We start from the raw sequence: 13,156 nt of genomic DNA on the forward strand, positions 1-13,156 counted from the left end.
TGCCCATCAGAACGCGGTGCCCCAGCCGATGAGGTGGAAGACAATGGCGATCCACAGCAACACGGCCGCGCTGATCACCAGCACCACGCTCCAGAAGCGGCTGAACTTGCCCGGCGCGCCCTTCCAGACCAGCCAGAGATGCCAAGCCGCAGCGCCAAGCAGCGCGAAGAGGACCAGCGGCGTCGCGATGCGCAACGCGATCAGCATCCCATCGAGTTCACCGTTCATCGACGAGAAGTCCGACAGGAGCGACGTCGCGAACACCAGCCACGCGACCATCACCGCCACCGCAATCCCGGCAAGTGCGCGGGTAAGGCGATAGGCCCGCCATTCCGCAACGCTGCGCGCCGGACGCGCGCCATAATGCCGCCGGACCAGTGCGGTAATCGGCCAGAAGAACGCGGTCAGCAGCAATGCGCCAAGGCTGGCGAACAGTGCGGGGAGCAGCCAGGCGCTGGAGCTGTACCAGGGAACGGGCTCGAAGAGCATGTAAGGAGACGCGGAATCGATTCCGAAGCGGACGACGCGGCCATTTTCCACCTTGGCCGCCAGCCGCATCTTTCCGCCGACCTCGCGCCAGACAAAGGGGGCGATCTCGACCCATTTGCGAGGCGCGCCGCCCACCTCCTGTGCCGCGCTGAAGACAAGGCCACCGTCGGCGTCGAGCGAGACCGTATACTGACCGGAGAGTTCAAGCGCCTTCAGGAAGCTCGCCTCGATCCGCCGGGTCTTGTTGTAGGTCCCGACCATCATCCGCGCATGCTCGCGCGCCGTCGCGGCGTCGACGCGGCCGTCACGCTGGGATGCGGGGAAGTAGCGATCGGCGAACCCTTCGAACAACTGGCTGCGGATCGCACCCGATACCTTGTTCGAACCCGCCGCGTTCATCGACATGTAGATGCCGACCTTCTCGCCCAGAAACAGCCACATCTGGCTGTGGAACTCGAGTGAATCGCCGGCGTGCGAAATCACCCTGCGCCCATTGATATTCTGCTCGTAGAAGCCCAGCGCCATGCCATTGAGCGGCGGGATCATGCGGGTGATGCTGTCATGCATCAGATGCGCGGTTTCCGGCTTCATCAGCGGGCCGCCATTGTCGAGATGCGCGATCATGAAGCGGCCAAGATCGGCGCCCGATGCGGCCATGCCGCCAGCCGGCGCGAAGCTGTTGAGTTCGGGCCGGCCCGGCTTGCCCGAACCCAGAATATAGCCCTTGGCGAGCAGCGGCTCGAGCCGTGCCGGCAGTTTCGCGCGCAGGGTCGAATGCGCCATCCCGGCGGGCGCGAAGATCCGCTGCTCGACATAGTCGTCAAAGGGCAGGCCCGAGACCCGCTCGACGATATAGGCCGCCAGCGCGGTGCCATAGTTGGAATAGGCAGGCGTGCTGCCCGGCGCATAGATCCGCGCCGGAACCTGCCGCTTCATCGCCACGGCGAGGGTCGGGATATCCTTGATATCGTAGCTGTTGAGGCCGCGCTGAACCTCATCGAAGCCCGCGGTATGCGTCATCAGGTTGCGCATCGTAACGGGCTTGCCGTCATAGGGCGGAATCTTGAAATCGAGATAGGCGTTGATGTCCTTGTCGAGGTCGATCTTGCCCGCCTCGACCATCTGCATGACCGCGGTCCAGGTCATGGTCTTCGAAACCGACGCCTGTTTAAACAGCGTTGTTTCGGGATCGACCGGGCGCCGCTTCTCGATATCGGCGAACCCGAAACCCCTTTGGGTAATCGGCTTCCCGTCCTTAACGACGACGACGACAGCGCCCGCCGCGTTCCCGCGCTCGAGCGCATAGGGCATGAAGCCATCGAGCCACGCATCAACGTCCGCCTTGTTCAGATCGGACGCCGGAAGCGCCTCAGCCATAGCTTCAACAGGCGGAGCAGCAGGGGGTGGGTTCGAAGAAGCAGTGCCCGCCAATGCCATAAGTGCGAGCGCGCCCGCCATTTTGACCGATTTGATCAACCGCATCCTGCTTCCCGCCTGCCTGTTGCCGCGTATTTCCAACCGGAAGCCGCCGGCTTTTCTCAAAATTGAAACTTTTCTCATTTTGAGACAAAACATTCGGAACTGAGTTTGTCAATGCCGCAAGGGCACCCCGCGCGACAGTTCGCCCCGCTCACAAAGAAGGTTCAGGACGCCCGTTATTGCGCTGTGCGGGCGGCGCTCATATACCCTGATCGGGCTCCACTCCGATTGCGACAAGATGATCCTGGACCGAAACACACTCGATCGACATTCATCAACGCGTGACATCGCATGAGGGACGGCCAGCCCACGCTCGGCAAATTGTTGCGCGGACTGCGCGATCGTAATCGCTGGACTCTAAAGGAGATGAGCGAGCAGACCGGAATCCCGGTCTCTACACTCTCCAAGATCGAGCACGACCGTCTGACCCTCTCCTACGACAAGCTTCTCCAGCTCAGCCGCCGGCTGAATATCCGCATGTCCGAGCTGTTCGCAGAGAATGAAGGCAGCGAAACACAAGTCACGGCACGGCGCAGTGTCGGCGACCTGAGCCGCGCCGTTCGAGTGAAGACGTCGAACTACGACTATTTCTATCTGTGCACGGAATTGCGGCAAAAGCGGATGCTGCCGATCATGACGCGTATCCGTGCCAAGACCCCCGAAGAGTTTGGCGAACTCGTGCGCCATCCCGGCGAGGAATTCGTCTTCGTCGTGTCGGGCAGGATCGTCGTGCATACCGAATTTTACGACCCGGTCGCGCTGGACGAGGGCGAGTCCATCTATATCGATTCGAACATGGGTCACGCCTATATCACCGGCGAAGATTGCAATGAGGCGGTGGTGATCGCCGTGTGTTCGAGCGCCGAGAGTGATCTGATGGGTTCGCTGATGAACCTCCATGGCGAGGATGCCGAGACGGAACGCGTCAACGAGTGAGGGTAGCCGCTACCGCCTGATGACGCTGACCGGCCGCACGTACCGATTCGATCTTCAACATCGATTCTGATCACGGGAACCCAGTTCATGAAAACCGCATTTCCCGGTTTCCTCTGCCTGCTCGCAGCCGGCGTCGCCGTACCCGCAGCCGCGCAGGACCGGGCCCCGGATCGGGCGAAGCCGCAAGCCCAGTCCGGCGAACCTGCCGTTCCACCGAAACCCGGGCGGAAGGCGAAGAACGTCATCCTGTTCCTCGCCGATGCCGGCGGCGTGCCGGTGCTGCACGGCGCCAGCCTGCTGGGCTATGGCGAACCGCGCCGGCTGGGGATCCAGCGCTGGCCGTATCTGGGCCTGAGCGAGACCTCCCCCGTCGACGCGTTCGTCTCGGACTCGGCCAACGGCATGAGTGCGATCGTCACGGGCGTGAAGACGCGCAACGGCGTGATCAGCCAGACGGCGGACGCAACGCGCGGCGCGCAGGACGGCGCGCCGACCAAGACCGTGCTGGAATATGCCGAGCAGCGCGGACTGCTGACCGGCGTGGTCACCACCCAGTCAATCGCCGACGCCACCCCGGCGGCGACCTATGCCCATTCGAACGACCGCAAGAAATGGGGGGAGATTTTTCTGCAGGCCTTTGCGCCGCGCTTCGGCGACGGGGTCGACGTGCTGTTCGGTGCCGGGCGCCGCAAGATCGGCGAGCAATTGACCGAAGCGGGCACCAGCTTCGCGGCGCTGGGCACGACGCATGGCCGGACGATCCATTCGACGCTTGACGAGATCCGCGCCGGCGAGAAGCGGCCCGTCGTCGTCGGCGACGCGATCGACGCGCGTGCGGCGACGCTCAAAGCGCTCGATATCCTGCAGCAATCGCCCAAAGGCTATCTGCTGGTCGTGGAATGGGACGCGCATACCGACGATCCGCGCAAGGGCCTGCAGAATGTCGTCGATTTCGACAAGCTGATCGCCGAGGTTCAGTCGCGGGTCGATCTCGACGACACGCTGCTGCTATTCACCGCCGATCACAGCTTTGGCCTGCAGGTCGATGGCGGCCGCCGCGGCGAGGAACTGCTTGCCGGCTATGATGCGTGGAAGGCCGCGGCGGGCAAGGAAGATATCGTCCGGCTCAAGAACGTGCTGGTCAACCGCACCCACACCGGAGAGGAAGTTGCCGCGCTGGCGATCGGCGCGGGCGCCGAGCGGGTCCGCGGTTACTTCCCCAACACCTATCTGTTCGACGTGATGATGAAGGCGTGGGGCTGGAAGCCGGATACCGCTCCGGGCAAATAGCATCGGGGGAGGGATCGACCCGCGCGGACGTCAGCGGTCGGCGCGGGGCTCGCCCGACAGGATCCTGTCGCACAGGGGCAGCAGCAGGACGCACACCGCCTCGCCGTCCCGCTGCTCGCCGCGCAAGGCGGCGAAGGTCGCGAAACTCGTGAGCATGAACAGCAGGTCGACGCGATCGGCCTTCGCCTGCGCATGGCCCTGACGATCGACCAATATTCCCAACAGGACGCGCCGCCGCTCGTTGCGCGCGGCGAGCGCGCTGGCCAGTTCGGCATCGCTCGCCGCTGCGGCGAAGATGCCGCTAAGCCCATCGTGCGACGCCCAGAAATCGCAGAAAATCCTGACCACAGCGGCAAGCGCAGCGCGCGGCTCGGGCAGTGCCATCGCCGCAGCCAGGCGAGTCAGATTGCCTTGCCCGGCGAGCGCATCGAATGCGGCCTCGAGCAATCCGTTGCGCGCGCCGAACTGGTTGTAGACCGTCAGCCGCGTGACCCCCGCCGCCTTCGCCACGGCATCGAGCGACAGCATCTGTCCGTCGCCATCGCCGAGCATGTCGAGCGCGGCGGCGATCAGACGCGCGCGCGTCTCCGCCGCCTTCGCCTCGCGCTTTTCGTTCGAATAGGGCCTTGACGCCTTGCCGGGAATAATCACTATACAGCCTGTATATCTAATATAAGTCAGGTCTGTCGACCCGGAGCTTCGCCGATGCAAATCTTGCTGATCATCCTCCTCGCTGTCCATGTCCTGTCGTCGATCTTCTGGGCGGGGTCGACCTTCGTTCTCGCGCGAAACGGAGGAGAGGGCGCCAGCGCCCTGTTCCGCCCGCAAATCGGTGCCGCGAGCGTCTCGGCGCTGTCGGGATTGTCGCTCTGGCATCTGCTGCATCCGGGAAGCTTCCAGCGCACCGAACAGATCCTTGCGACCGGGGCCGCGGCTGCGATCCTCGCCTTGCTCGTCCAGATCGTCGTGCTGCGGCCGGGGCTGCGGTCGGGCGAACCCTCGCCGCGCGTCGCCGCCGGCTATCGCGCATCCGCCGCGCTGCTCGTCGTCACGATCATCTGCATGGCCACGGCGCGTTACATCTGAGGAAAATCACAATGCCCGACATTCCCCTGTTTCCGGACCTCGCCGGCAAGACCGCGCTGATCACCGGCGGGTCCGGCGGGATCGGCGCCGAGACCGCGCGCTGGCTCGCGCATAACGGCGTTCGGGTGACGATCGCCGGACGCGACCGGACGCGGCTGGATCAGGTCCATGCGTCACTCGCCGCGATTTCGGCCGGCCACGCGGCGATCGAGCTCGACTGCACCAGCGCCGACCAGCTCGAGGCCGCGCGCGGCGCGCTGATCGAACGGCAGGGCGGCCTCGACCTCCTGATCGCCTTTGCCGGCGGCGGCACGAGCCGGCCCGCGCCGATCGAGCAGGTGACCGAGCGCGACTGGCGTTCCAGTCTGGACAATAACGTCACCGCGACCTTCCTGACGCTGCGCACCTTTGTGCCCGACCTCAGGAAGAGCGGCCATGGCGCCGCGGTGACCATGGCCTCGACCGCGGGCCGGGCGCCATCGTCAGCTCCGCTTGGCTATGGTGTCGCGAAAGCCGGGATCATCCTGCTCACCCAACAGCTTGCACAGGATCTGGGGCCCGATGGCGTTCGCGTGAACTGCATCGCCCCGTCTGCAGTGCTGACCGGGCGCACCGCGGAGCATATGCCGCCCGCGGTGCGGCAGCAGATCGCCGACCTCCACCCGCTGCGCCGGCTGGGAACACCGGCAGACATCGCTGCGGCGACCTTGTTCCTGGCGTCGGAAAGCGCCGGATGGCTGACCGGCGCGACGCTCGACATCGCCGGTGGCCGGTTGATGCACTGAGGGACATCACACCATGGATCTCGAACTCAATCACGCCATCGTCCGCTGCACCGACAAGAGGACAGCGGCACATTTCTTTGCCGACCTCATCGACGCAGCACCTGTGCACGCCGCGGGACCGTTCGCGGCGGTGCGGGTCAACAGCCGGCTCACGCTCGACTTCTATGACGAGGGCGCCTTTGTATTCGGCCATTTCGCCTTCCTGACCACCAATCGCGATTTCGATGCGATCCTGGATCGCGTCACGGTGCGTGACCTGCCATTCGGTTCGGGGCCGTTCGCCCGGGACCGGGCGATCAATCGCCTGCATGGCGGGCGCGGGCTCTATGTCTGGGACGGCGATGGCAACAGCTACGAGTTCTTCACCACCGTGCCGCCAAGATGAAGGCGAGATTCAGACGTCCAACATCACGCCGCGATATTCCGGATCTTCCAGAGCACGTCCCGCGCCATTTGCCACGCACATCAGGGCATTCTCCGCCACGATGACCGGCAGACCGGTTGCCTTGGAGAGCACGTCATCCAGATGCCCGAGCAGGCTGCCGCCCCCGGTCATCACAATCCCCTGATCATAGATGTCGGAGGCCAGTTCGGGTTCGGTCTTCTCCAGCGCGGAAAGCGTCGCTTCCACAATCTGGGCGACAAGGTCGGCGAGCGAATGGGCAATCTCGCCCTGACTGACTTCGACTTCGGCGGGCATGCCCTTGACGAGATCGCGCCCCCTCACCTTCATCACCGCGCCGATCCCATCCGCCGGCATCTGCGCGGTACCGATCTCGACCTTGATCCGTTCAGCCGTGGCTTCGCCGATCATCAGATTGTGCTTGCGCCGAATGCCCGAGGCGATGGCTTCGTCCATCCGGTCTCCACCGACGCGGACCGACGCGCTGTACGCCAGCCCGCGCAGCGAGAGGATCGCGACCTCAGTCGTGCCGCCCCCGATGTCCACGACCATGGCGCCCAGCGGTTCCGTGACGCGCAAGCCGGCGCCGATCGCGGCCGCCATGGATTCTTCGATCAGATACACCTTGCGTGCACCTGCATTCGAAGCCGCCTGCTGAATCGCGCGCCGCTCCACCTGCGTCGCGCTGCTGGGGATACTGATCGCGATTTCAGGACTGCGCCCCAGCTTTCGCGACCCGCCCATCGCCTTGCCGATGAAGTATTTGATCATCTGCTCGGCGACATCGACGTCGGCGATCACGCCGTCGCGCATCGGGCGGATCGTGCTGACATTGTCGGGGGTCTTGCCGAGCATCAGCTTTGCCTCGGCACCGATCGCGCGCACGCGGGAAACCCCGTTGAGCGTTTCGAGCGCGACCACCGAGGGCTCGTTGAGGACGATCCCCCGGTTGCGCAGGTAGACAACCGTATTCACCGTGCCGAGATCGATTGCGAGGTCGTAGGAAGCGCCGGGAAATAAGCGAGGAAATCGCATCGAGTTCAATCAATTGGCGTCGACAGCGCAAGCAAGCGGGCAGCACAGCGATCACGTGGAACGGTGCGGGTGGCCCCGCAGTGGGGCCCGGTCAAGCAGTTTAGCGGCTATCCGAGCCGCGCGGACGACCATTTGATCGGATTCCGATCCCCGGCGCGACGATCAGCTTGACCGGGTGGGATCGGTAACCGGATCGAGCTCGCGCGCATCGGGCGCACGCGCAAAGGGAAGCGAGCCGGTCTGGCGCTCGATTCGGCGATGCACCACCGGCTCTTTGCCGTCGATCTGCAAAGCTCGAAGCGCGACGCTGTTGGGATCGTCGGCGCGGGTGCGGCGCTGATTGTGGCGCACATAATCCACCCAGGTCGCGACATGATAGCGTTCGATCCAGAGCTCGGGCTCCTCAAGGTCGCGCAGCAAGCTCCAATGCCGCGCGCCGTCGCGCAGGCGAATGCGCCGCCGCTCGCTCATCACGCTCAGGAACCGCCCGATATCGCCTTCGGCAATCCGGTGCTCGATCGTAATGACGATCGGCCCGCTGCGCGGTTCGATGGCGACTTTGGTTTGCGGCTCGCTCCAGCTGTCGCGCGGATCGAGATCGAGCTGATTGATCTCCGGCACGGCAAAGAACAGACCTGCAAGGATGCCAAGAAGCTGAACGCCTCCGGCGGCGAGCAGCGCGGTCGACAGGCCCTGTCGTTCGGCCATCAGTCCGAACATCCAGCTCCCGCTGGCCATGCCGCCGAACGCCGCCATCTGATACAGCGCGAGCGCACGCGCGACCACCCAACGGGGCGAGGCCATCTGGACGCTGACGTTGAAGGTCGAAAGCGCACTGACCCAGCCTGCGCCGGCCAGAACCAGCGCGAGCAGGCTCAGCGGCAGACCAAGGTCGAGCGCGACCAGTCCGGCACCCAGCGCCACCGCGAGCGAGGAAAGCCGGACCAGTGCTTCGGTCGACAGCGCAAGCCGCAGCCGCCGCGCGCCCACCGCACCGATGACCGCGCCGGTCCCGAACCCGCCGAGCAGCAGCCCATAGGTGAGCGGCCCGCCGCCGACGAGGTCCCGCGCGATGAGGGGCATCAGCGCCGGCAGGGCGCTCGCCGCGAACCCGAACAAGGCCGCGCGCGCAAGCACCACGCGGATGCTGGGCGAGAGGCGGACATAGCGGATGCCGGCGGCCATCGCGACGCCGAGCCGCTCGCGCGGCAGACGGCGTTCGGGAAGATCGGGTTTCCAGCGCAACAGGACAACGATGAGGCCGATATAGCTCACGGCATTGGCAAGAAACGCCGCCGCGGCGCCCGCAATCGCGACGAGCACGCCGCCGAGTGCCGGGCCGGTGCTGCGCGCGAGGTTGAAGCCCATGCTGTTATAAGCAACCGCGTCGGGCAATATCGCGCGCGGAATCATGTCGCCGACCGAAGCCTGCCAGGCAGGCCCGTTGATCGCGGTGCCGCAACCGATCAGGAAGGTGAAGACGAGCAGCGACCAGGGCGTAATCCATCCGAGCCAGCTACCGAGCGCCAGCGCCGCCGAGACGATCAGCATGAAGCCCTGCGCAGTGAGCATCACCCGGCGGCGGTCGAGATTGTCGGCCACGGCGCCCGCCCAGAGCGCAAGCAGCATGATCGGCAGGCTGGTCGAGGCCTGAACGAGCGCGATCATCTGGGGCGAGGCGCCCATTCCGGTCATCATCCACGACGCACCGACCGCTTGGATCAGCCCGCCAAAGTTCGACACCAGGCTCGCCAGCCACACGGCGCGGAACAGGGGTACGGCAAAGGGACTGGAGGGGACTTGCGGCATATTGCCCCCTCAATGCCGGAGATCACGAACCGATCCAATGCCCGTGACGACCGGATGGGTACATTGCCGCCACTCGCCGGTCCGTCTTACGCAACCTCAATCGCCGGCTTCGTCGATCCGGTATTCGATCGGCTTGAAGCTGCCGTTGTTCGAAGCATAAGCCGAACAGGCCGTGAGTCCGACGACCAGATCCTGCTCGGCACGAAAGACGATCCGGTCGCCGGGCGATCACAACAAAAAAGCGGCAGAAATCTGCCGCATTTTTGTTGTCGCATGCTCCAGGGGAGCAAATGGTGCCCAGAAGAGAACTCGATGAGTTTAAATAACTATTTGAATAGACTAAACTATCAATAATAAAAAACTTCGCAATACCCATCAAATGGCCAGCACATTTCCACTATGCTTTACCCATAGATGATTTGATTACGCTTATTCTCAGTTTGTGTCAAATTGTCTTGCTACATCTTTTATGGCTCTGGGCAGTGAGTCACTAGGCTGCGAGGATATCTTCAACGCGCACCCGCCAGGCCTGAGCCTCGGCATTGCGGAGCGACCCGACATCAACGCTGAATGACACATGTTGGGCCATCAGCTGCCAGGCGAATTTCGGGAGGCAACCCTGCGTAAGCGGACGTGAGGCCGCAAAAATTCGGGCTTTGGAATATCGCGTCGGACGAGCGTTCTTGCCGGCTCGTGCGCGACGCAGGTCAGTAATTACATCCCCATGGCAGGCGAAACGTCATGCAACTTAGGTTTGAGCGCCCGGCGCCTCGCTGGAAATAATGCCGAACCGGCGATACGCGCTGTGGAAACCGCGAATTGTTGCTGATATCCGATCTTCAGGATTGGGGGTTCGCTTTGGCCGACGCGGAAATACCGGAGATTGTGGACGAGGGCCTTCGGCTCATCCAGGCAGATGTTTCAGACGCGCTAGACCGTATCGACGACGGGTCGGTGCAACTTGTCCTCACGTCGCCGCCCTATAACCTTCGCAAGATATACGAACGGGACAAGGCCATGTCCCTCGACGAGTATGTCGCCTGGCTGACCCCGGTCGTCGAGAAGATCTGCTCCAAGGTTGCGGCGGGCGGCAGCGTCTGCTGGCAAGTCGGCAATTTTGTGCGCGATGGTGAGGTAGTACCGCTCGACTATCATTTTTACGGCATGTTCGTCAGCCATGGGTTCAAGCTGCGAAATAGAATCATCTGGAAGTTCAATTTCGGCCTTCACGCGAACAAGCGGCTTTCAGGTCGGTATGAGACGTTGTTGTGGTTCACCAAGTCCGACGACTATGTGTTCAATCTCGACCCAATCCGAGTGCCGCAGCTTTATCCCGGAAAGCGTCATTCGGCGAAGAAGGGCGAAGCAAAGGCCGGCAAGCCGAGCGGCAATCCGCTGGGCAAAAACCCGTCGGATTTCTGGACCTTTTCCGCCGACGACTGCTTCAACGAGAATCCGGTCTGGGAAATTCCAAACGTCAAGGCGAAGCATCCGGAACAGACGATCCATCCCTGTCAATTTCCCCACGAACTCGCGGAACGCTGCGTTCTCGCCTTCTCCCGACCGGGTGACGTTGTGCTGGACCCGTTTGTCGGGGCCGGCACCAGCGCTATCGCCGCGCTCAAGGCGGGGCGCAGCGCGATCGGCATCGACCGCAGTGCCGAATATATCGCGCTGTCTCATGAGCGGGTGCGGGCCTTACTCGCCGGTGCACTGGAATTGCGGCAGTCCGCCAAGGCGGTCCGGCGACCGCGCGCGGGAGAGAAGGTCGCCGAAGTACCCGAAGAATGGTCCGAGGCGGCTGAGTGATGGCGGAGCGGGCATCCACAGTGCCAGCCACCGCGTCCAAGGCCGGCAGGAAGACGCGGAAATCGAAGCGAAAGGCACCGCTTTCGGCATTGGAGAAAGCGGCCAACAAGCTCAAGAATGACCACCGCGTAGCGATCCGGGCCTCGTTCGCGCGCGCAGGATTTCACCGCGTCACCGGCGTCAGCGACCGCGAGTTCACCTACGACAACCAGAAGTCGGATCTCGACGACATTTTCGTCTATGAGAATGTCATCATCCTCGCGGAATATACCTGTGCGCAAGCCTCAGGCGTTGGCGAGCACCTCAAGAACAAGAAGCATATTTACGACAAGATCTTGGCAGACCCGGAGGCTTTTCTTACCTTCCTGGCCGAGAAATTTCCATCGAGCGCATATCAGCTTGCGGAAAATTATCATGTCCAACAGCGGATCGTGAAAATCGTCTATTGTTCGCGCTTCGACTTCGACGAGCGGCACAAGGCTAACGTTCCCGCCCCGATCTATATGGACTATCCGGCAGTCCGGTATTTTGCGGCTGTTTCGGACGCGGTTCGTAAGTCCTCACGATTCGAACTACTCCTTTTCTTGGGCATCGAGGACGCGAAGGTTGGCGTTAACGGCAAGATCGAAGTCGGCAGCCGTTCGAAGGATTATTCGGGCTCGCTGCTTCCCGAAGCCCATTCACACTTTGACCGGGGCTTCAAGATCGTCACGTTCTATGCTGATCCAGACGCACTGCTTCGCACTGCCTATGTATTGCGCAAGGATGGCTGGCGTGATTCCCTGAATCTGTATCAGCGGATGATCTCGAAGCCGAAGGTCGAAGCCATCCGCACCTATCTGAAGCGCCAGAAGCGCGTCTTCATCAACAATATCATCGTCACTCTGCCGCCGCAGGTACAGCCGCTCAACGAGAAGCTTGAGACAATCGACTCCGCGAAGCTGAAAGAGACCGCACCGGTCACCATCAAGCTGCCCGACCAGCCGAACAGCATCGGCATCATCGACGGGCAGCACCGGGTTTTTGCCTATCACGAAACGACAAATGACGACCCTGAGATCGCCGCGCTGCGCGTGCAGCAGAACCTGCTGGTGACGGGCATCATTTATCCTTCGGGCCTGTCCGATATCGAACGTGAGAAATTTGAAGCGCGGCTGTTCTTGGAGATCAATTCAACCCAGACCAACGCCAAGTCTCAGCTTAAACAAGCTATCGGATTGGTCCTCGAGCCTTTTGCGAGCGAGTCGATCGCTGCGCGCGTTCTTACCCAGCTTGCCAAGCGCGGGCCGCTGCAAGGCGTTGTCGAGCAGTATTTTTTCGATACTGACAAGCTCAAGACTGCGTCGATCGTGAGTTTCGGATTACGACCGCTCGTTAAGACCAGCGGAACGGATTCGCTGTTTTCAATCTGGACCCATGACGCGCGCGACGACGTCGCCGAAGGGCGTAATGACGTAGCGCTCGCGGAATATGTGGAGTTCTGCGTCGAAACGATCAACTTGCTCTTAGTTGCTATCAGGAAGAATCTGACGGCAGGCCGCTGGACGACCGACAAGAAGGTTGAGAAGCGCGTCTTGGCGACGACATATGTGAACAGCTTCCTGATCACGCTGAGATTGCTGATCAAGCATGGCAAATCGATTAACGCCGCGGCTCTCGACAAGGCTTTTGCCGGGATCGACGATTTCGATTTTCGCAAGTATCATTCCAGCCAATATGGTCGCATGGCCGAAGAGATCGCCGAAGCGCATTTCGGCATTCACTCCGAACCGTCCGTGCCAAACGCGTAGACATCTCGCTGCCGGGCGGATCATCCGTTAACCAGGGCGCATAGCAATTGCCGCCATCGATCCTTTGCCCCGTCGCGGCCAGAAGGCGCATCGGGTCAGGTTGCAGGTTTGACGATGGCATCGCTGCCACATCATGCGCCGAGTTCGGTGCACCATTGCGATTTGTGCACCCCAGCTTAGGCAACGTGTTCTGTTGCCGGTCAGCAGATTGACTGTCCCCGCACAGCTAGCTGTCATCCGTGACT

General features: G+C 62.5%; 11 protein-coding genes and 1 pseudogene. 7 read left to right on the plus strand and 5 right to left on the minus strand.

The window, feature by feature from the left end:
- Positions 1-6: 6 nt before the first annotated feature.
- On the minus strand, positions 7-1,866 hold the full coding sequence (locus AC07NK_RS00215; protein WP_495168560.1) for a serine hydrolase domain-containing protein: 1,860 nt from the start codon (positions 1,864-1,866) through the stop codon (positions 7-9).
- 393 nt (positions 1,867-2,259) lie between these two features.
- Here AC07NK_RS00215 and AC07NK_RS00220 point away from each other — a divergent pair, with 393 nt between their 5' ends.
- Positions 2,260-2,904: a helix-turn-helix domain-containing protein gene (locus AC07NK_RS00220; RefSeq protein ID WP_495168561.1), complete on the plus strand. Its 645-nt coding sequence runs from the start codon at positions 2,260-2,262 to the stop codon at positions 2,902-2,904.
- 87 nt (positions 2,905-2,991) lie between these two features.
- Complete coding sequence (locus tag AC07NK_RS00225) at positions 2,992-4,194, plus strand: alkaline phosphatase (RefSeq protein WP_495168562.1); 1,203 nt, start codon at positions 2,992-2,994, stop codon at positions 4,192-4,194.
- Positions 4,195-4,224: 30 nt separating this feature from the next.
- Here the strand turns inward: AC07NK_RS00225 and AC07NK_RS00230 are convergent, their stop codons facing one another.
- On the minus strand, positions 4,225-4,845 hold the full coding sequence (locus tag AC07NK_RS00230) for a TetR/AcrR family transcriptional regulator (RefSeq protein WP_495168563.1): 621 nt from the start codon (positions 4,843-4,845) through the stop codon (positions 4,225-4,227).
- Positions 4,846-4,899: 54 nt separating this feature from the next.
- On the opposite strand from AC07NK_RS00230, the gene AC07NK_RS00235 reads away from it, so the two are divergent.
- The 3 genes from AC07NK_RS00235 to AC07NK_RS00245 are packed head-to-tail and all read left to right on the plus strand — an operon-like array spanning position 4,900 to position 6,450.
- A complete protein-coding gene (locus tag AC07NK_RS00235; protein WP_495168564.1) occupies positions 4,900-5,280 on the plus strand; it encodes a hypothetical protein in 381 nt (126 codons plus the stop codon).
- 11 nt (positions 5,281-5,291) lie between these two features.
- Positions 5,292-6,065, plus strand: a complete 774-nt coding sequence (locus AC07NK_RS00240; protein WP_495168565.1) for an SDR family NAD(P)-dependent oxidoreductase — start codon at positions 5,292-5,294, stop codon at positions 6,063-6,065.
- A gap of 13 nt (positions 6,066-6,078) precedes the next feature.
- Complete coding sequence (locus AC07NK_RS00245) at positions 6,079-6,450, plus strand: VOC family protein (protein WP_495168566.1); 372 nt, start codon at positions 6,079-6,081, stop codon at positions 6,448-6,450.
- Between the two features lie 9 nt (positions 6,451-6,459).
- On the opposite strand, the gene AC07NK_RS00250 is transcribed toward AC07NK_RS00245, so the two are convergent.
- The 3 genes and pseudogenes from AC07NK_RS00250 to AC07NK_RS00260 form a co-directional block, all read right to left on the minus strand.
- Positions 6,460-7,503 carry a rod shape-determining protein gene (locus AC07NK_RS00250; RefSeq protein WP_495168567.1) on the minus strand — a complete coding sequence of 348 codons (1,044 nt, stop codon included), beginning with the start codon at positions 7,501-7,503 and terminating at the stop codon, positions 6,460-6,462.
- A gap of 162 nt (positions 7,504-7,665) precedes the next feature.
- Positions 7,666-9,312, minus strand: a complete 1,647-nt coding sequence (locus AC07NK_RS00255; protein ID WP_495168568.1) for an MFS transporter — start codon at positions 9,310-9,312, stop codon at positions 7,666-7,668.
- A 96-nt stretch (positions 9,313-9,408) separates the two neighbouring features.
- Positions 9,409-9,534, minus strand: a pseudogene (locus AC07NK_RS00260) (DUF1989 domain-containing protein); the annotation flags it as partial.
- Between the two features lie 636 nt (positions 9,535-10,170).
- Between AC07NK_RS00260 and AC07NK_RS00265 the strand changes: the two are divergent.
- Complete coding sequence (locus tag AC07NK_RS00265; RefSeq protein WP_495168569.1) at positions 10,171-11,121, plus strand: DNA-methyltransferase; 951 nt, start codon at positions 10,171-10,173, stop codon at positions 11,119-11,121.
- Complete coding sequence (locus tag AC07NK_RS00270) at positions 11,121-12,911, plus strand: DGQHR domain-containing protein (RefSeq protein ID WP_495168570.1); 1,791 nt, start codon at positions 11,121-11,123, stop codon at positions 12,909-12,911. Before AC07NK_RS00265 ends, AC07NK_RS00270 begins: the two co-directional genes overlap by 1 nt.
- Positions 12,912-13,156 lie beyond the last annotated feature (245 nt).

Source organism: Sphingomonas sp. GW821-FHT09B04, assembly GCF_059418285.1.